Source organism: Streptomyces fradiae ATCC 10745 = DSM 40063 (genome assembly GCF_008704425.1).
In the GTDB taxonomy this organism is placed as follows: Bacteria; Actinomycetota; Actinomycetes; order Streptomycetales; family Streptomycetaceae; genus Streptomyces; species Streptomyces fradiae.
The window spans coordinates 5,436,799-5,455,671 of the sequence record NZ_CP023696.1 but is presented as its reverse complement, the minus strand read 5'-3'; the positions used below and the strand labels follow the sequence as shown (position 1 = coordinate 5,455,671).

At 72.7% G+C, this 18,873-nt stretch carries 14 protein-coding genes; 2 read left to right on the top strand and 12 right to left on the bottom strand.

The genetic code is table 11. The annotated features are described in order from the left end of the window. Positions 1–16 precede the first annotated feature (16 nt). The 6 genes from CP974_RS24030 to CP974_RS24005 form a co-directional block, all read right to left on the bottom strand. Positions 17–2,287: a DEAD/DEAH box helicase gene (locus CP974_RS24030; RefSeq protein WP_223844567.1), complete on the bottom strand. Its 2,271-nt coding sequence runs from the start codon at positions 2,285–2,287 to the stop codon at positions 17–19. Continuing rightward, positions 2,287–3,636 (bottom strand): BREX system ATP-binding protein BrxD, encoded by a 1,350-nt coding sequence (gene brxD, locus CP974_RS24025; protein ID WP_031128304.1) that lies wholly within the window; start codon positions 3,634–3,636, stop codon positions 2,287–2,289. The genes CP974_RS24030 and brxD overlap by 1 nt, the downstream gene beginning before the upstream one ends. 214 nt (positions 3,637–3,850) lie before the next feature. After that, on the bottom strand, positions 3,851–6,772 hold the full coding sequence (pglZ, locus tag CP974_RS24020; RefSeq protein ID WP_031128305.1) for a BREX-2 system phosphatase PglZ: 2,922 nt from the start codon (positions 6,770–6,772) through the stop codon (positions 3,851–3,853). Continuing rightward, the gene (pglY, locus tag CP974_RS24015) at positions 6,769–10,668 is read right to left on the bottom strand and encodes a BREX-2 system ATPase PglY (RefSeq protein ID WP_031128307.1); all 3,900 of its coding nucleotides are present in this window, start codon (positions 10,666–10,668) and stop codon (positions 6,769–6,771) included. Before pglY ends, pglZ begins: the two co-directional genes overlap by 4 nt. Before the next feature lie 207 nt (positions 10,669–10,875). Beyond that, the gene (locus CP974_RS24010) at positions 10,876–13,008 is read right to left on the bottom strand and encodes a tetratricopeptide repeat protein (protein ID WP_031128308.1); all 2,133 of its coding nucleotides are present in this window, start codon (positions 13,006–13,008) and stop codon (positions 10,876–10,878) included. Further along, the gene (locus CP974_RS24005; RefSeq protein ID WP_031128309.1) at positions 13,005–13,415 is read right to left on the bottom strand and encodes a hypothetical protein; all 411 of its coding nucleotides are present in this window, start codon (positions 13,413–13,415) and stop codon (positions 13,005–13,007) included. The genes CP974_RS24010 and CP974_RS24005 overlap by 4 nt, the downstream gene beginning before the upstream one ends. A gap of 226 nt (positions 13,416–13,641) precedes the next feature. Between CP974_RS24005 and CP974_RS24000 the strand changes: the two genes are divergently transcribed. Further along, positions 13,642–13,911, top strand: coding sequence for a hypothetical protein (locus tag CP974_RS24000; protein WP_031128311.1), 270 nt, complete (start codon positions 13,642–13,644; stop codon positions 13,909–13,911). Next, on the top strand, positions 13,904–14,536 hold the full coding sequence (locus CP974_RS23995) for a DUF6879 family protein (RefSeq protein WP_031128313.1): 633 nt from the start codon (positions 13,904–13,906) through the stop codon (positions 14,534–14,536). Before CP974_RS24000 ends, CP974_RS23995 begins: the two co-directional genes overlap by 8 nt. 7 nt (positions 14,537–14,543) lie before the next feature. Here CP974_RS23995 and CP974_RS23990 read toward each other — a convergent pair whose 3' ends face one another. From CP974_RS23990 to CP974_RS23965, 6 genes are all read right to left on the bottom strand, one after another. Continuing rightward, on the bottom strand, positions 14,544–15,200 hold the full coding sequence (locus CP974_RS23990) for a class I SAM-dependent methyltransferase (RefSeq protein WP_031128314.1): 657 nt from the start codon (positions 15,198–15,200) through the stop codon (positions 14,544–14,546). A 187-nt stretch (positions 15,201–15,387) separates the two neighbouring features. Next, complete coding sequence (locus CP974_RS23985; protein ID WP_031128316.1) at positions 15,388–15,831, bottom strand: NUDIX hydrolase; 444 nt, start codon at positions 15,829–15,831, stop codon at positions 15,388–15,390. Between the two features lie 19 nt (positions 15,832–15,850). Next, the gene (locus tag CP974_RS23980) at positions 15,851–16,645 is read right to left on the bottom strand and encodes an STM4013/SEN3800 family hydrolase (RefSeq protein WP_031128317.1); all 795 of its coding nucleotides are present in this window, start codon (positions 16,643–16,645) and stop codon (positions 15,851–15,853) included. Continuing rightward, complete coding sequence (locus tag CP974_RS23975; protein ID WP_031128319.1) at positions 16,642–17,139, bottom strand: phosphohexomutase domain-containing protein; 498 nt, start codon at positions 17,137–17,139, stop codon at positions 16,642–16,644. Before CP974_RS23975 ends, CP974_RS23980 begins: the two co-directional genes overlap by 4 nt. After that, on the bottom strand, positions 17,102–17,770 hold the full coding sequence (locus tag CP974_RS23970) for a dTMP kinase (RefSeq protein WP_031128320.1): 669 nt from the start codon (positions 17,768–17,770) through the stop codon (positions 17,102–17,104). The genes CP974_RS23975 and CP974_RS23970 overlap by 38 nt, the downstream gene beginning before the upstream one ends. After that, positions 17,767–18,783 carry a radical SAM protein gene (locus tag CP974_RS23965; protein ID WP_031128322.1) on the bottom strand — a complete coding sequence of 339 codons (1,017 nt, stop codon included), beginning with the start codon at positions 18,781–18,783 and terminating at the stop codon, positions 17,767–17,769. Before CP974_RS23965 ends, CP974_RS23970 begins: the two co-directional genes overlap by 4 nt. Positions 18,784–18,873: the final 90 nt, after the last annotated feature.

Here is an 18,873-nt window from a genome sequence, read left to right as displayed (position 1 = left end):
CGCCCGGTGCCCCGCTCTAAGGGCCGCTTCGATCACCGTGCAGAAAGCGCACCGGTTCCGCCAGCACTCCCCGGGCACCGTCGAAGTCGGCCAGGCGTGCGGCGACCGTGGCGACGGCGAGGCGCTCGGGCAGCGCGGCGGAGAACTTCAGGCCGCGCACGGCCCGGCGGTCCACGTCGGGCAGGACGAGGCTCTCGCCGATGCCCTCGCGGGCCGCGCGCCAGTCGGCCGGGGTGAGGTCCTCGCGCAGGCGCACCCAGCAGTCGGTGGGGCGTTGCAGGGGGTCGGCGGCCGACGGGAGGGTGGCGGCGAGGGTGGCGTTGGCACGGTAGCCGGCCCAGGTCCACCAGCGGACGTCGCCGCCGACGCGGGTGATCAGTGTGCCGCCCGGGTGCACGGTGGCGGGGGCGTCGCTCTCACGCTGCTCGGCCAGGCACGCCTCGGCGCGGCGGGTGAGGGAGACGGGCGGGTCCGCGCCGAGCAGCACCTCGCGCATGGCGCGGGTGAGGGCGTACGAGAGGCCCGCGATGCCGCCGTTCATCCACTTGGCGACGCCCCCGCCGTCAGCCGGTTCGACGAAGACGCGTTTGCGCGTCCAGTCGATGTAGGTGACCTGCCAGCTGCGGCCGCCGAGCAGCAGGCGCCGCGGGCCGGGCCGTTCCTCGGTGAGCACGCTCGGGTCGGTGCGGCCGATCTCGGTGCGCCCGGAGACCACGGTGAACTGCGGCGGCGCGGTGAAGGACGCGGTGAGTTCGATGAAGTGCCGCTTTCCGAAGCGGCGTTCCGCCTCGGGACCGACGAACAGCATGCCGCCGTCGCTGTCGAGGAAGCCCTCCTCGGTGAGGTGGCGCAGGATCGGGGCGGCCGACCGGTCGAAGGGGGCGAGACCGTTCCACTGCTGTTCCCAGAGCTGGTCACCCAGCTTGTGCTGTTGCAGGGTGACGGCGAGGAGTTGCTGGGCCACGAGGTGGCGCGGCCCGGGCGGCGGGATGACCGGTTCGACCCAGCCTCGCGACCACAGCAGCAGCAACCCGGCGGCTTGGAGCAGTGTGTCCTTGCGGGTGGTGAGGAACAGGCAGTTGCGGGCCGTGCCCGCGCGCCGGCCGGTGCGGCCGATGCGCTGCAGGAAGGAGGCGACGGAGGCCGGCGAGTCGATCTGGACGACGCGGTCCAGGTCGCCGACATCGATGCCGAGCTCGAGGGTCGAGGTGGAGACGATGACGCAGTCCCGCGCCTCTGCGAAAGCCTGCTCGGAGCGGGTGCGCTCGTCGACGGAGAGGGAGGCGTGGGAGAGGAAGACGGTCACCTCGCGGGCCCGCAGCGCGGCGCCCAGCTCCTCGACCTGGCGGCGCGAGTCGCAGAAGACGAGCCGTTTCTCCCCCCGGTGCAGGGCGGCGATGAGCTTGGCGGCGTTGTCGAGGGAGCCGACGTAGTCGAGTTCCACCTCGCCCGCGGGCCTGGGCGAGGGAGCTTCGGCGGCTTGCTCCCCGTGTCCGGCCGCACCGGTGGCGGGCGGGTGGACGCCCGGCGCGACGACCCGTCCCGTGCGGCTGCCGGCACCGGCCCCCTGCAACCAGCGCAGCAGATGCCCGGGGTTGCCGACGGTCGCCGAGAGGCCGACGCGCTGGATGGGCCGGCCGGTGACCCGCTCCAGCCGTTCGAGCACGGCGAGCAGGTGCCAGCCCCGGTCGTCGCCCGCGAAGGCGTGCACCTCGTCGACGACGACGGCCCGTACGCTCCCCAGCAGTCGCGCGTGGTCGGTCCTGACACCGATCAGCATCGCCTCGAGCGACTCGGGCGTGGTCAGCAGGACGTCCGGCGCCTCGGTGCGGATGCGCTGCCGCTGCGACTCCTTGGTGTCGCCGTGCCAGAGGGCGGCGCGCCGCCCCAGCCACTGGGCGTACGTGTCGACGCGGCCGACCAGGTTGTTGAGGAGGGCCTTGAGGGGGCACAGGTACAGCACCGAGGTGCCGGTCCACCGCTGTTGGGCCATCGCCGACAGCAGCGGGAAGCAGGCGGCCTCGGTCTTGCCGCCGGCCGTGGGGGCCAGCAGGACGGCGTCCTCCCCGTCCATGAGCGGGGTGATCGCGGCCCGCTGCAGGGGACGCAGGTCGGGCCAGCCGAGGGTGTTGACGATGTGGTGCAGGACGACGGGGTCGAGCCGGTCGAGTACGTCGGCCGCTCCCCCGGCCGCCGCGGTCACCGCCGACTCCGCCCCCGTCGGCTCCGCCCTCGCCGACTCCGCCCCGGCCGACTCCGCCCCAGCCCGGCTGTCGGCTTCCCCCATCACAGCTCCAGGTCGATGTCGTCGGCGGACGCGGAACCGCCGGTGACCGCGGCGGCCAGGTTGCGTTCCACGTCGGTGAGCTCGCTGCCCGCGACCGTCAGCCGGTAGTGCTGCCGGGGGTCGAAGTCGTCGAACTGGTCCACCCGGTCGAGGACGTCACCGACGAGCTTCTTGAGGAACAGCCGGGGGGCCACCCCGACCTTCCCGCCCAGCGCTCCGCCGACGGCCCGCGCGAGGTCCGCGACGTAGGCGTCGTCGACGACCGTCCGCACGCGTGCGGGCGACGTGGCGGCGTCCGCGTACAGGTCCCGGATGGTGGTGCCGAGACCCACCAGGGACTCCTGGGTGAAGCCGGGCAGCCGGATCTGCACGGCGCGGGGGTTGTCGAAGCGCGGGTCGGTGGTGAAGTCGGTGGCGAGCCGCTGGGCGAGCGGGGCCAGGCGCTGGACGCCCTGCTGCCCGTCGTAGAAGGCGGGCGTCCCGGTGACGACGAGGTACAGGCCGGGGAAGCGGCCGGAGTGCACCTCGTCGATGAGCTGCCGCAGTGCGTTGAGCGCCTTGTCGCGGGCGTCGGAGCGGACCCGCTGGAGCGTCTCCACCTCGTCGAGGACGACGAAGAGACCGGTGTGCCCGGAGTCGCGCAGCACGGTGAGCAGGCCCTGCAGGAAGCCGAGCGCCCCGAAGTGGTCGAGGTCGCCGCGTACGCCTGCGGACCGGCGGGCGGAGGCCGCGACGTGCGGCTGACCGCCGAGCCATGCGAGCACGGCTGCGGCGGTCGCCTCGTCGCCGTCGGCGAGGGCGGCCCGGTAGCCGCGCAGGGCGGTGGCGAAGGACGGGGCGTGCCGGGACACCTCGGCGAGCCGCGCGACGAGCAGCTTCTCCACCTCGCCGGGCAGCTCCTCCTCGGTCGCACCGGCCGCGAGGGCGTCCTCCTCCAGGGCGTAGAACCAGGCGTCGACCACGGGCCGCAGGGCGCTGGGCGGGAAGCTGGAGGTGGTGAGGCGCTCGGTGAGCCGCCGGTAGACCGTCTCCAGCCGGTGCAGCGGCGTCTCGTTCTCGGAGATCTGGATCTCGGCCACGGCGAAGTTGCGGCGCTTGGCCCGCTCCCCCAGCCAGCGCGTGAAGAACGTCTTGCCGGACCCGTACTCCCCGCGCACGGCCTTGAACACGGACCCGCCGGACGCCACCGCGTCCAGTTCCGCGTCGAGGGCCGCCTCGAACCGGCCGAGTCCGGTGGCGAGCAGGTCGAGTCCGCTCTCGGGCACGGCCCCGCGGCGCAGGGCGTCGACGACGGTACGGCGGCGGGCGGCGCTGACCTGTGCGGGGCGCGTGGATCCGGGGGTACTCACGGGGACCAGTCTCCCATCTCGGCAGCGCCGCCGTACGGGCCCGCTGGGCCCTGGAGCACCTCCTCGGGCCCGTATCGTCGCGCCCCGTCCGCTTGGGGCCTCCTTCGGGAGCGGTGGGCCGTGTTCACCGCCTACGCGCGTGAGACCACCGTCCGACGACGCAGGGGCCGAGGTGCCTCCGGGACAGGCTCCGGAGGCACCCGCTGCCGTGTCGTCAGCCCGCTCCGAGGGCGAACTGCTCGCGCAGCAACGCCTCGTGGAGCCGCAGGGTGCGGCCGTCCGGCAGGGTTTCCAGGACCTGCACGCCGTCGTAGTTGAGGAGCTGCCGCAGGACGGCGGCGAAGCCGTCACCCCGGGTGACGGGCATGCCGGCGCGCTGGGCGAGCGCGGTCACGGGCAGGGTGCCGCCCGCGTCGAGCAGGGCGGTGAGCGCCTTGTGGACCTGCTCCTGCTGCGGCTTGCGGGCCAGGCCGCCGAGCTGCGCCCGGTACGTCTCCGATTCGAGGAGTGCCGTCACCAGCATCTCGGTGCGGGAGACGACGGTCGGGGTGAGGAGGGCGTCGTCTCCCCCGGCCGTCAGCGCCACGTCGAAGAGCGCCTCGTGCGTCCGGGCGACTTCCGCCTGCTCCTTCCTGGCCTTGCCCGTCGGCTTCCTGGGAGAGGGAGCCGTCGCGGTCATCGGCCGGGCGGCGGGCTCGTCCGGCATCGGTGCCCTGCCGGCCTCCTCCGGGGCCCACCAGACCGGCCGCTGGTCGCCCAGCTCCCGCCATCCCCTGGGCGGCTCCGCGCCGAACGGCAGGAAGGCGAGCACCGGGATGGTGACCTCGGCGAGCGAGGCCCCACCGTGGTAGCCGGCCTTGACGGCGGTGTAGCGGGAGTCGGCGTCCCACAGGGCGACGATGGACGCGCCGGGCTCGGGCCAGACCACGCGCGGCCCGGACAGGGCGATCTCGCGTTCCGCGAGCGGGCCGCCGCCGGGCAGGCGGTGGCGGGCGGAGGCGGGGTCGGCGGCGGTGTCGACCTTCCTGCCGTGCCGGTCCACGACGTGGCCGTGGTCGCTGGTGAGGACGACCGCCATGCCCTGGGTGGCCGCCACCCGCAGCAGGTCGCGCAGGCCGGGCACGTCGCCGACCCGCCAGGCACCGTCGCCGAGCTTCTGCTCCTTGGCGAGCCGGTCGTCGATGGCGTTGAGGACGACGGCGACATGGGTCCTGCCGTCGGCCAGCGCCTCGGTGAGCGCCGGGCCGAAGGTGTCGCCCGCGGACTCGGTGCGCAGGTCGTCCTTGTGGAACACGGCGGCCGGGGCCCCGCCCCACAGTTTCAGCGCGGGGAAGAGCCGCTTCTCGTCGGTCTGGGTGCCCTTCGACAAGGTGCCCGCGAACAGGGAGGTGCGGGACACGGCCGTCACGGTGGGCAGGGCGGCGGCCATCGCCCGTCGGCGCGGGGCGTTGCCCTCGGGCAGCGGGTCGAACTCTGCCCAGGAGCGACGCAGTTCCTCGGCGAGCTCGTTCGCGATGGCGGCGCTCATGCCGTCGAGCACCAGCAGCAGCATCCGCCGTTCCTCCCCGCGCCGCACGGCCGGTCCGGCCACGCGGTGGAGGAAGGTCTCGACGGTGAGCATGGACCCTGGCTGGGTGCCGGCCTCCGTCCAGGCCGCGAGGGAGCGCGCGAAGGACGCGTCGATCTGGCGGCGCCGGTCCCTGACGCGGGCGCCGAGGGTGTCGTAGGCGGCCTTGAGGACGGGGTCCGGGTCGCCGCCGGCCTCGACGTGCTCCAGGGCGAGGTCCACCCAGCCGGTCTCGGCGACGTGCCGCTGTATGGCGTCGGCGACGGTGGGGGCGTCGGCGGGCGGGTCGGTGGCCAGCCAGCGGGCGAGTCGCCGGCCCATGCGGGCGCGTTCGATGCGGGCGGCCTCCTCCGGCTCGGCGGCGAGCCGGTGGTCCTCCAGGCGGCGGACGGCGTCCGCCGCCGCGGCCGTGTCGCCCGCCGCGAGGGCCTCACCGACGGCGGTGAACCGGGCCTCGAGTCCGCCGCGCAGGACGGGGCTGGCCGCCACGGCCTCCTCCGCGCCGAACTGGCGGGCCAGGAGGGACGCCCGGTCGAGCACGGTGCCGGTGGTGCGGCGTGCCTCGCGGGCGTGGTCGGCGTCGGTGCCGCCGGTGCGGTGCCCGGCCGCCAGCAGCGTGGTGACGTACTCCTCGGCGGCCCGGCCGAGGACGGTCACCAGGGCGTCGAGCTGGTCGCCGGTTGCCGGGGGCCGGTCGCCGAAGTAGCGTTCGGCCCGGCCTCGGGCCCGGTAGGTCTCGGGGGCGGGGTCGGCGTGCTGCCACAGCGCCGCGCAGACGAGGCCGAAGGCGGCGGCGTCCGCGCCGCGCTCGGCGTCGACGAGGGCGAGCAGGGCGCGGCCGGCGAGGCCCGCCTGGTCCTCCTCGCCGAGGAAGGCGGCCAGGCCGGCGCGTTCGGGGCCGCGCAGGACGAGGAGCCGCTCGGGGGCGCCGGGCCGGGTCGACCAGTGCAGCAGGGCCTGGGCGTCGAGCCGGTCGTCGCCGGGGCGGCGCGTGCCGCCCTCGGTGTCGTAGCGGCCCAGGCGCAGGCGGCGCTGGGCGAGCGCGGTGAGGGCGTACTGGCGGGACAGCCAGCCGCCGGGCACGGCCGGCCAGCCGCCGGGCGGGGTGGCGTCGAGCAGTGCCTCGGCGGCCCAGTCGGCGTCCTTGAGCCGGGGGTCTGTCTGCCGGGCGCCGAACGCCTCGCGGACGACGTCCCAGCTGTCGACCGTGTCGATGCGCAGCTTGTGGACACGGGCGAGGATCGCCGGGTCGAGTTCGTTCTGCTCCCGGTCGGTGAGGACGACCAGCACGGCGGGGCCGGGGCGGCGGCCCGCCAGGTGGTCGAGGACGAGTTCGTGGACGGCGAGCGGGGAGGGCGCGACCGCGACGGCGGCCGTGCGGCCCTCGCCCCAGACGGGCTGGGCGGGGCCGTCCCACCGGGGTGTGGACCGCAGCAGCACGACCCTGCGCCTGCCCTCGCCGTCCCCCGTCAGGGCGGTGGCGAGGGAGGTCTGCGAGGACAGGTACTGGGTGACGGTCGCGGTGTTCAGCCGCACCGCGCCCGGTACGGCGGTGGAGGTGTCCGTCATTCGATGACCTGCCAGCTGATCTCGATGGCCGCGTCGGGGTGGCGGGCGGCCAGGTCGGTCAGCTCCGCCTGGAGGGCGGCGGCGGCCTGGCCCACCGTGGTGCTGCGCCGTCCGGACTTCCGCGCCGTGCCGCCACCGCTCGCCGGGGAGGGCGGCGTCTCCTTCGACCGGATGTAGGAGAGGCGGGGGTCGCTGGAGACGGTGTCCAGGGGCAGGTCGTCGGCCCTGTCCTGCTGGGGCGTGACGGGCGCGGGCGCGGGCGGCGGGGTGGCGGCGGACTGGGTGCGCTTGATGAGGGCGACGACCTCGCGCTGGGTGCGGGCCAGTGCGTCGCGCAGGTCGGCGGTGCGCTGGTCGGCACGGGCCACGGTGCGCAGCGAGTCGAGCAGTGCCTCGCCCTCCGGGCCGAGCCCGGCCGCGAGCTCCAGGGTGCTCCAGGGGGCGGAGGCGACGGCCTCCGCGACGGCGCGGGCCTTCTTGATGGAGGTGCCGTAGCGGTCGGCGCCGGTCTCGCCCAGGTCGAAGGATGCGAGGGCCTCCACGGTCTTCCTCGCCCCGGCCGCGCCCTTGCCGGCTTCCGCCGTGAGGGCGTCCAGCATCTGAAGGGAGCGGCGGGCGAGGGCGAGCCGTCCGGTGTCGGCGGTCTGGTCGAGGCCGAGGAAGGAGGCGTGCGCCTCCAGCTGGTGCACCAGGTCGGCGGCGTGGTCGCGGTGGGCGCGGGCGGCCTCGGTGATCTGGCGGGCGAACTGGTTGACCATCCGGCCGCGGCGCAGCGCGGGCGGCTTCGCCCCGAAGACCGTCTCGAAGCGCTGCCGTGCGGTGTCCCAGTCGGACTCGGCGGGCAGCGGCTGGCTGCGCAGTGCGTCGTGGTCCCTGATCGCGGACAGTTCGGGCGCGGGGTCGAGGACGGTGCCGCCCCGCACCCACACCCGGTCGTCCATCTCGGCGAAGGAGGCGACGACGAGCCGGGCGAGGAAGTCGGGCAGACCGCGCGGGTCGGGCTGGTCGGTCCAGTCGGTGAGCGTGATCAGGGACAGGTCCCCGGTGACGCCCTGCGAGCGGGCGAGCTGGCGGAAGTGGTCGGCCCAGTAGCGGGACAGCTCGAAGTACGCCTCCTTCTGCTGTCCGAGGCGCAGGGGTCCGGCGATGCGCTGCATGAGCCTGCGGTCGGCGGCCGGGACCTCCACCCGCCCGTCGCGTGCCTCGGCGGCGGCCCGGACGTGGGTGAACACCTTCTTGGTGTCGGCGGGCTTGACGGCGGTGCCGGTGGCGTCGGGGTCGAGGTCGGGGTGGGCCGGGTACTGGTGGGCGAGCAGCCTGCCCGCGACGTGCCGGATGCCGTCGTGCAGGCTCTGCCCGAAGGACAGGGTGAGTCCGTCGACGTCGGGCAGCGCGACGAGGTGGTCGTCGAAATCGGGCACGACGTCGGCGGCCTGCTTCTGCGCGAGACCGTACGCCTGCTTGAAGGCGCCCTTGATCTGCTTGAGCAGGGCCTCGCGCTGGGTTTCGAGGAGGCCCTTGGCGCGGCTGCGGTTGTCGGCGTTGAGGTGGCCGGCGTACTGGGTGTCGAAGCGGTGCTCGTCGGCGAGGGCCTTGTCGATGACGACGAGGCGACGGAAGTCCTGGAAGCGCTGTGCGGACAGGTGCGCGGGAAGCCAGGCGACGGTGCGGGACCGCTCACCCTGCTGCCGCTCGCGCAGCCGGCGCATGCGGTCGACGTCCTCGACGGGGCCCCACGGGCCCTCGTCGAAGGGGAGGTCCATGGCGATGCGCCAGCGGCCGTCCTCCTGCGGCATCAGGTCGTGGTCGGGCAGCTCGTCCTCGTCGGCGAGGTTCCCGAAGACGATCTCGGCGGTGCGGGCGGTGCCGCGCCAGGTGAAGCCGAGCTGGTCGCTCAGCTGGCCGTGCTCGACGCCCAGCTCCTCGGAGAGCAGGCGCCGGGCGAGCGCGACCCGGTTGCCGGGGTTGTCGTTGACCTGCGCGTTGGCGATGACGGAGTCCACGTCGACGCCGGACAGCTCCAGCCGGACGCCGGGGTTGGCCTCGGTGCCCGTCTCCTTGATCTCGGGGAACCTGGCCGCCCACTCGGCGACCTTGTTCTTGATGATGCCGACCTCGGCGCCCGGGATGGGCGCGAGGACCGACCCGTGGTTGAGCGCGCCGAGCCGCCGGATGGTCAGCTCGGACAGCGCGGGCACGCTGGGTGCGAGCGCCGAGAGCAGCAGCGTGCACACGAGCCGGTTGTCGCCGGTGAACATCCGGCAGCCGCCCAGCTTCTTCGGGTCGGTGAGCGACTCGGGCCGGTTGCGGTACTGCTCGACGTCGTCCTCGGTGATGTCGTACGAGCTGAGCAGGTAGGGCCGCAGCTTGGTCTTGTACAGCTTGTCGGCGGCCTCGAAGACGACCTTCAGGCTGTCGGTGAACGGCTTGTCGCCGCCCTGCGCGATCACCGGGTAGAGGTCGCCGACGGGGACGAGCTGGCCGAGGCGCAGCTCGTCGCGGTGGTCGGCGAGGAGCTGGCCCATCAGCTTCAGACCGGTGCGGGAGCGCTGCAGCGCGGACGAGATGTGGACGAGGGTGTCCATGAACGCCGGCGAGAACGGGTACGTCAGCCGGAACGACTCCGCGTCCGCGCCGGTGGTGCCCTTCTCCGAGCCGAGGAGGGTGTCCCACACCTGCGGTCCGACCCGCTTGGTCTGCTCGAAGGCCGCGTCGACCAGCTCGGCCGCCCTGTCGTCCTTGGGCCTGAGGAGGCGGGCGTGGGCGATCTGCGGGAGGTTGCGGTCCTCCAGGGTGATCTTGTCGAACCGGCCGGAGGCCAGGTTGAGCGTGTCCTGGATGGACGACTCGGCCGCGCCGGACACCTCCTCGCCGACCAGCTCGCGCAGGTCGCGCTGGCGGGCGATGAACGACACGACGGGGATGGCGCGGCGGGCGTCGCCGCCCTCCACGAAGTTCGTGATCTTGCTGGCCTCGCGCGCCACGAACTTCTGGTCGTGGATGAGGGTGGCCAGCCAAAGGATCAGCTCGTCCATGAAGAGGATCAGGCCGTCGTAGCCGAGCGACTTGGCGTGCTCGGCGATGACGGACAGGCCGGCGTCCAGGGAGATGAAGCCGTGCTCGTCCTCGGCGGCGTTCCTGGTGAAGCCGGGGAGGAGGTGGGTGCCGGCGTCGTTGACGAGCTTGGCGCGCAGCTCGGCCGGGGTGGAGGGGTTGGTGAGGTTGAGCGGGACGCCCGCCTCGTGGTTCTCCTCGGCGGCGAGCGCGGTGTCGAGGAGCTGCGGGGTCCAGGCGAAGCCCTCGCCCCACTCGTCCTCCTCCCCGTCGTCCGCGCCGGTGGTGCCCAGGCCGCGGATGACGGCCTCGTCGCCCATGTGGGCGCGCATGGCGCGGATGTCCTCGAAGAGGGAGTCCGTCCGGTACACCTGCGGGGTCGGAGCCTGCGGGTGCAGCTTCTTGACGTGGTGCACGTACCCGCCGAGCACCCGCTGCTCCAGGGCCTTCGCGCCGAGCATGTGGTACGGCACGAGCAGGAACCTCTTGCCGTCCGTGCTCAGCCACTCGTGCTTGGTCAGCACCGGGTCGAACTCGGTGCGGGAGCGCGCGGCCTGGTCGCCGCTGAGCAGCGCGTACAGCACGGCCATGAAGTGCGACTTGCCGGAACCGAACGAGCCGTGGAGGTACGCCGCCTTGGAGCGGTGCCCGTCCAGCGCGGACTTGATGAGGGCCAGCGCCTCGTCGAAGTTCTCCAGCAGCCGCTCGGTGACGACGTAGTCCTCGAGCGCGTGCCGGGCGCCCTCGGGTGTCGTCGCCTCGGCGAGGGACAGCACGAAGTCCGAGGTGGAGATGGACTCCTTGATGTCGATGACATCGCGGAGGAGGGGCGGCTGGGCCATTGCGGGTCTCGCTCTCCCTGACGGTGGTCGCTGCTGCTGCTCGTCCTCGGACGCGCGGGTTCCGCCGCCGGGGCCCGAGACCGGTCCGACTCGCCCTGAACGTCACCCCCACGGCCTGCCCCAGCACCCTACATCCGTCCTCCGCTCGACCACCCGCCGTATGCCCTCGCGCACCTTCCGTGCGAACGTCCCGTCCTCGCGCGGGCGCTACGGCCGCCGCAGCCCCGACCGGTAGGCGTCCAGCAGCCGCCGGCTCGCGGCGGTGAAGGGGTGCTCGGGGCCCAGGCCGCGCGCCCGCCGCTCGGCGACGTCCGCCATCAGCGCGATCGCCTCGTCCATGTGCCCGAGGGCGGCCCGGGTCCGGGAGTGGAGCTGCCGGGCGGCGAGCACGACGGGGTACTCGGGCCCGAAGCGCCGCGCGTACGCCTCGGCGACCTGCCGGATCTCACGGTCGGCCTCGTCGAAGCGTCCCAGGAGGTACAGCGCCCACGCGTGGTTGTGCCGGGCGCCCAGGGTCACCGTGTGGTCGGGGCCGAGGTGCCGGGCGCATTCCGAGGGCAGCGTGAGCAGGGCGCCGCCCTCCTCGGTGGCCACGTCGGCGGCGGGCAGCGTCTCCAGCAGACTGGCACGGGCCCGCAGGGTCAGCGGATGTGCGGGGCCCAGCGCCGAGCGCCGTGCGGCGACGGTGTCGCGCAGGAGGGCGACGGACTCCTCGCGCCTCCCGAGATTGGCCAGCACCAGCTGGAGTCCGTAGCCGCTGTCCGCGGTGTCGGGGTCCCCGGCGCCGAACAGCCGCTCCTGGGCGCCCCGGACCGCGCTCAGCGCCGCTTCGGCCTCGGCGTACCTGCCCAGCCGGAACAGCGCCCGCCCCGCCCTGGAGCGGGCGGCGAGGACCGTACGGTGGTCCGCGCCGAGGTGCCGCTGACCGAGGTCCGCGGCGTTCCTCGCGGTCTCCCAGGCGGAGAGGTAGTCACCGGTCCGGTGCAGGGCGACCGCCAGCCGTGTCGCGACGGCCAGGGCGTCGGCGGCGGACGGCTCGCCGGCATGCCGCAGCAGCGCCAGGGCGTGCGGGACCAGCAGGCGCAGCCGAGGCTCGTGCGGACCCGCGTCGGGTACGGCGGGCACGGCTGCGTCGAGCAGCCGGACGGCGGTCGCGTCGAGCGCGGGCACCAGGTCCGCGGCGGTGGCCGCGGAGACGCTGTCGAGAAGAATGCCGTGACTCTGTACGCAGCGCGTGCCGGCGGCCTCGACCAGCTCGGACAGCGACTGGTCGAGAAGGGCCCGGAGGGCCGTCTCGGTGCGGGCACGAGGCAGTACGGCGCCGATGCCGGTGTGGTCGAGCAGGGCCAGCGGCAGCGGCTCGGCGGCGAACCGGGCCAGCAGTCTGAGCAGGGCCGCCGCCTCGGGCAGCCCGCGCGCCTCGAACGCGTCGAGGGTGAGCTGCCAGGTCAGGCCGACCAGATGGCGGGGGTCCGCCGGGGACAGTATGTCGGCTCCCCGGTCGATCAGCCGGACCCGTTCGTCACCGTCGAGCTGCTCTCCGTAGGCGTCCATCGTCCAGGGGTCGATGACCTGGTGGGAGAGGAAGCCGCCCGCCAGGGTGAGCGCGAGGGGCAGCCGCCCCAGCCGGTCCGCGACCCGCGCCGCCTGCTCCGCCGTCCCGCTGTGCGGTGCGAGATCGCGCAGCACGAGCGCGGCGTCCTCGCGCGGCAGGACACCGATGTGCTGCAGCTCGGCGCCCGGCCACCACCGGGCCGCCGCGCGCCGTGTGGTCACCAGGACGGTGCCGCGCGGGCTGGTACGCAGCCAGTTGCCGTCCCGCAGGATCTCCGGTTCGTCGGCGTTGTCGAGGACCAGCAGCCAGGGTTCGGCGGACCGGTCGAGGTGTCTCCAGACGAGATCGGCGGCTGGTCTGAGGCCGTTGCGCGCGGCGAGCAGTTCGGCGTCGCGCGCCCCCCGGTCGGCGGCGACGGCGAGCATGCCGGCGCGCAGGCTCGCCCGGTCGGCCGCGTTGACCCACAGGCCCACGCGGCCCTGGTTCCCGGTGACCTCCTCGAACAGGGCACAGGCGACCGCCGTCTTGCCGGAGCCGCCCATCCCGTACAGCACGTAGACCTGGCCGCCGCGCTCCATCCGGACACTCTCCCGCAGGCGTTCCATCACCTCGCTGCGGTCGCGCAACGCGACAGGACACCGGCCGACCGCCGGTCGCCGCACCGAGTCCGGCCCGCCGTGCTCCGCCCTGTCGCCGCCGTAGTGGTGGTGCTCGGTGATGTGCTGGTCCCCGCGCGCCTGGTAGACGCGTCCGTGGTCCTCGGCGTGACCGTCCGTGCCGGTCATCGCTCGGTGATGTGCTGGTCGCGTCCCGCCTGGTAGACCCGGCCCTGACCGGACGCGGTGGCGTGCTGGGTGATCTGCCGGGCGGCGGAGCCCTCCGGATCGAGACGGTCCAGCAGGGCGCGCAGTTCCTCGACGGCGGCGGGCCGGGCGACGAGCAGCCGCCGCACCATGCCCTGCCACTGATGACGTAGTTCGTCCAGGGTCTCCTGGTCGTCCGCGTCCGTAGCGGCCAGCACGTCCTCGTGCACGGCCTCCAGCTCGGCGGCGACGGACTCGGCGCGCTCGGGTTGCGCCCGGCGCCAGAGCTGTGTGATTCCCTCACGCACCTGGTGCCAGGCATCGGTCGCCATCAACGCGATCAGAGTGGTCCCCGCGCTCTGTGCCAGCAAAGCCACTTCCGCGTCCACAGCCGCTCCTCCGTTCGCCCGTTCCCCGTCAGCGCAGAGGGAACGTGTCACCCGTCAGGCGTGGGCGTGGTCTTCATTCCGATCGTCATCATTCCACCCCTGAGCGGCGGGGAACAAGGAGTTGCCAATCCTCCCCGATACCCCAGCGGGGCGTGCCCGACACATGGTCGGCCAGGCGCGTCGCGCGCTACAGTGAGTCTCCCGACCGAGCGAGGGGGCGAGGGAAATGTCCAGGCCATGGGAAGCGGATCCGGACACGACTTTCAAGCGACGCCTGGGGAAATCGCCGCAGGAGCTGGGAAACACCACCGGAACTCCCGACTGCCCGGACATCTGGGAACTCGCCAACGGCGATATCGCGGTCATCGGCCGGGACCTCACCCAGTCACTCGGCAGAAACCTGCCCGACGGGGTGTCGATCGGGTCGGACGAACGCCTCGTGGTCATCCCCAGGAACATGCTCATCGCGGCGAAGCCGGACATCCCCCGTGTTTGACTCCTTCGCGGACGGCGCCTGCGACCGGCTGGACCGCCCCGCGTACCACGCGGACCTTGGCCGGATCTACACCAGCGGGATCGGCTTCCTCAACAAGCTCGAGCGCGGCCAGCACTTCAAGGAGCGCGGCTTCCCGAGCTGGGAGGCCTTCGCCGGCGGCGACTGGGACAGGGCGCTGGCGCTGGCCGACGAGAGACGCGAGGACTACGCCGGGGAAATCCGGCGCGCGTCGGAACTGGGCGTTGCGCATCGCCGCCTCCGAGTGGTGGAGTTCCCCGTCACTCCCTACGTGCAATGGGAGTTGTTCGTCCTGCGTGTACGGGTGGACGTGGGCGACGCCATCAAGGTCATCGACGCGCGCGACCTCTCCGGCATCGAGCGGAATCGCCTCGTTCCGGAAGTGGTGATTCTCGGCGATGCGGTCATGTACGAGGTCGTGTACGACGACGACGGGAATGCGGACGGAGCCAATCGCTATACGGACAGCACATTGATCCGGGAGACGAACGCCGGGTTCGATGCGCTGTATGAGCGTGGCGAGGGGTTCTACGATTTCTTCGACCGGGAGATCGCTCCCCTGCCCCCGCCGCGGGGAGCCGGCACTTCGACGAGTCTCCACGGGTAGGGGCCCGTCAAGGAGCGACCGCTCGTACGAGGAGCGTCCCGATGTGCCCCGGGTGAGGCGCGTCGAGCACCCGCGCGTCGGCCGTGGCGAACCCGGCTCGGGTGAGCAGTCGCTCCCAGACGGCCGGCCGGTAGCTGTAGCGGTAGGTGAGCATCGCCTTTCCGGCGAAGCCTCCCTTGTACATGCCCTGCGGCCCGTACGCGCCCGGGATGGCGGGCGGCTGCGAGAACACGAAGACACCGCCGGGCCCGAGCCTCCGGCGGACCAGGGGGAAGAGACGGCTCGGGTCGGTGAACCAGGCGGCCCCGAAGATCGAGTAGACCGCGTCGTACACCTCCTCGTGCCCACTCAGGTACTCCAGTACCTCGGAGCACACGAACTCCGCCCCGGTGTCATGCCACTTCGTCGTGGTCTTCTCCACCATGACGGGAGACAGGTCGACACCCCGGGCGACGATGCCGCGCTCGGCGAGGTGGGCGAGGGCGCGGCCTGTGCCGCAGCCGATCTCCAGCACGCGGCGCGGGTCGCCCAGCAGCTCAGGGCCGGGGCCATGACCGGCGTACTGGGTCCAGCAGAAGCTCGGCTCCGCGTCTTCCTTGAAGGCGGAAGCGGCGAACGTGTCCCACACCTCCGTCTCGGCGGCGATGTCGTGTTGTGCGGGCAAGGCGATTCCTCTTCGCGAAGGACGGCCCCTCCTCCGGGGCCAAGGACAGGGAGGTGACGCAGGGCAGTTCGGGTGCCCGACGCGCGGTCTCCGGACATCGGCGCCCCGGTGTGCGGGACAGAGTAGATCCGCCGAGGTGGCCCATGACGCGACCGGGCTGTCGGCCGGTGCTCGGGATCGGCTCCTCTCAGACTGTGATGGCCTGCTGGGCCAGCAGCAGTGCCAGCGGTCCCCCTGGGAGCAGGAAGCGTCCTTCGGTAGCGGCCCGAATCGCGTCGGGCATCGGCCACCACATGAGCTTGAAGCTCTCTTCGCCGGGCGTGAGCTGCTGCGGGCCACAGGTGAGCCCTTCAGCCAGGAACAGGGAGATGCGGGCAGTGGAGTCCAGGGTGATGGCGTACGAGCCGAGGGGCCGCCAGGACCGGGCGATGACGCCGGCTTCCTCGCGCAGCTCACGTCGCGCGCAGTCTTCCGGCGTCTCGCCCTCCTCCCTGCGTCCCCCGGGCAGGAACGCGTATTCGCCGCCGTGCCGGGGGAATTCGGCGGTCAGGACGGCGACCAGGCCCTCCGCGTCTCGGGCCACGATGACGGAGGCGTCGCGCTTCGCCTTTTGCCGGATTGTGTCGGTCATGGCCCGGGAGCGTATCCGCCTACTCCGACAGCCAGGCCGCGAACGGCACGTTCAGCACGGTCGGATGAGCGATGCCACGGCCGTGGTAGCCATCCTCGCCGAAGGCGTCGCCGTGGTCGGCACACATGATGATCAGCCATCTCCTCTTGGCGGTGAGCCCGTCGACCAGGCGGCCCAGGTGTTCGTCCGCGTACGCGAGCGCGGCGGCCTGGGACTGCCATGAGTCGTCTCCGTCACCGGTGTAGTGGCCGTGGGGGACGTGGGTGGCGGAGACGTTGACGAACAGGAACAGGGGTCGGCCGGCGTACCGCTCGGCGACGGTCAGGGCGTGTTCGACCTGGTGGCGGGTGGAGTCGGGCTCCGGGGAACAGAAGTCGGGCCGCCAGTGGTCCTCGTCGAACATGTCGGGCAGCACCGCCCCGAGCGGTGTCTCCCGCGAGAAGTAGGTCACGCCGCCGACACACACGGTGCGGTAGCCGTGCTGGGCGAGCCCGGTGAGGAGGTTCGGCGCGTCGAAGACGAACGTGCCCGCATCGACCGTCTTGAACGCGGGCGGGCGGCACTCCCACAGTCGCGGCGGCTGTACGGGCTGCGGGAGCTTGGGCAGGAAGCCGGAGAAGAACGCGAGGTGCGCGGGGAGGGTGAAGGTTCCGGGGGTGCGGCGTTCTTCCCACGCTCCGCCCGGCAGGATCTTGGCCAGGCACGGTGTCTGCCCGGCGCGCAGGGCCGCGCGGGCGACGTCGTAGCGCAGGGAGTCCAGGGTGACAAACAGGATGCCGGTTCCGCTCCGGATGACGTCGGCCGCGTCGATCACAGTGCCCCCACCAGGTCGCGGCGCTCGGTGACGCGGCCCTTGGCCTGGTCGTTCACCGGGAGAGGGACCCGGTCGGATGCGATCATCTGCCGCAGTCTCGCCAGGCCGGTGTCCTCGGTGACCGGTCGGCCGTCCGCGTTGTAGAGGCGGATGGTGACGGTCTGCCGCCCGCCGTCGTCGGCCGTGGTCAGCAGGGCTCCGGCGACGCCCCCGAGTCGATTCGTGGCATGCATGAGCTGGGCTTCGTCGGCCACGCCGAGGCTGGAGACCTGGCAGCCGAAGTGCTGGGCGTTGACGGCCCCGCGGCAGAACCGCTGGTGGAACCCGGCCGTGACGGGATGGCTGTCGTGGGCCACGGCCATTTGCCGGACCCGGACGACCACGACGAAGCAGGCGGCGACCCACCAGGCGACGCCTTCGTGGATCTCGTCCGGGAACGCGCCGGCGACGCGGCCGTCACGGATGACGGCGTCGGTGTCGATCGGGGTGAGCACGCCTGTCCTCCAGGTGCTTGACAATGATGTCGGCCAGGTCGTCCGGGCTGTGGTCGTCGGTGGGGAGCACGACCGTGCCCGGATCGGTCTCGGCGACGGACCGGAAGTGCTCCCGGAGCCGGGAGAGGCGGCCGGGGACGTCGAACAGGTCGGTGTCGTCCGGCTTCACGTCTGTTTTGACGCTCATCCGCTCCTTCAACGAGTTCTCGGAACTGACGAGGTAGAAGGTGGCGTCCGGCGTCACGAGGTAGGGCAGGAACGGGGTGATCAGCTCTCGCACCTGGTCCAGGCCGACGCGGTTGACGGCGGCGTGGCAGGCCATGACCGAAGAGGCGTACCGGTCCGCGACCACCGGCCCCGTGCGAAGGTGCTGTCGTACGGCGTCGGAGACGTGCAGGAGGCCGGAGAGGTAGAAGGCGAACTGCGGCAGCGGCCGAAGCTCCAGGTTGGCCGTGCCGGACCAGCCGGTGTGCGGATCGGTGAGGGTGTGGATCGCCGTGGCGCCGAGCCGCTGCGCCAGCAGGCGGGCGAGCGTCGACTTCCCGACTCCTGAGACGCCTTCCAGGACGACGAACGGCCCTTGGCGTCGTCCCTCCGCCCCGGGCGTGTACGGGGCTCGAAGGGGGCTCACAGGGTGCCCTCCGTGAAGGCTGCCACGTGCCGGGCCACGGCCGCAGGAACCACCTCCGGATCGGCGAGCGCGTGCCGGATGTCCATGCGGAGGTCGTCCCGCAACAAACAGGGCTGGATTCCGCCGGCATGGTCCAGGCGCAGGGCCCAGAAGCCCTCCACGCACGTGGCTTTCACCGGGCAGGTGCCGCACTGGCCGACATGGTGGCGTCCGAGTCCTCGTTCGATGACGTCGATCTCGATTCCGTCGATGCGGAAGATCCGCCGCCCCTGGCCGGTGCCGGAGACTTCTGTCTCCTCCTCCTTGGTCAGGGTGCGTAGGTGGTCGATGATGCCCCGGGCCCCGACGGCCGAGGACTTCCGGTCGGCGTTGAAGTCGGTGTCCACCAGCTCGATGAACTGCACCGGCAGCCTGCGCTCCAGCGCGTAAGCGAGGATGTCGTGCAACTCGTGCTCGTTCTCGCGCTGAATGAGCGTGTTCAGCTCCACCCGCTCGAACATCTCACGGGCTGCCTCGATGCCGTCCAGAACGGTCGCGATGCCGGCGCGGGTCTGGGCAATGGCCCGGAAGGACTCGTCGGAGAGGTAGTGCAGGGAGACCTTCACCTTGTCCAGGCCGGTCGTGGCGAGCCAGTCCTGATGGGTGCGCACCAGCAGGCCGTTCGTGATCAGGGTGTAGGACACGTCCGGGCCGTGGACCGGGAGCCGGGTGAGGACCGGCTTCGCCAGTCTCGACGCCAGTGGCTCACCGCCGGTGAAGTAGACCCGCTTCAGACCGGCGCCGATCAGCTCGCGCAGGACGTTCACGTAGTCGTCCGCGGCCAGTTCACGCACACGGGGCTTGGCCTCCCGGTGCAGGTGGGTGAACGGTGGCGGCACGTCACCCTCGTTGTGGCAGAACCAGCACTTCAGATTGCAGACGGGGGTCAGCGAGACCCTGAGCTGTCCGCGCAGTGCCGCGAAGTTCCGCAGCGCGGTCCAGTCCACGTCGGTTTTCGGGAGCGGAACGGTCAAGACCTGTTCCTTTCGTCCGGTGAGCTCCAGCCATGAACGCGACGGTAGGGAGCAGGCGCCGTGAGGTGCCATGAGAGTTGCGCGAGGTTG

Coding starts and splice junctions, on each gene's coding strand:
- CP974_RS23985 (WP_031128316.1), bottom strand. CDS start 15,831: ATGACCGACACAATCCGGCAAAAGGCGAAGCGCGACGCCTCCGTCATC.
- CP974_RS24000 (WP_031128311.1), top strand. CDS start 13,642: ATGTCCAGGCCATGGGAAGCGGATCCGGACACGACTTTCAAGCGACGC.
- pglZ (WP_031128305.1), bottom strand. CDS start 6,772: ATGACGGACACCTCCACCGCCGTACCGGGCGCGGTGCGGCTGAACACC.
- pglY (WP_031128307.1), bottom strand. CDS start 10,668: ATGGCCCAGCCGCCCCTCCTCCGCGATGTCATCGACATCAAGGAGTCC.
- CP974_RS24030 (WP_223844567.1), bottom strand. CDS start 2,287: ATGGGGGAAGCCGACAGCCGGGCTGGGGCGGAGTCGGCCGGGGCGGAG.
- CP974_RS24010 (WP_031128308.1), bottom strand. CDS start 13,008: ATGACCGGCACGGACGGTCACGCCGAGGACCACGGACGCGTCTACCAG.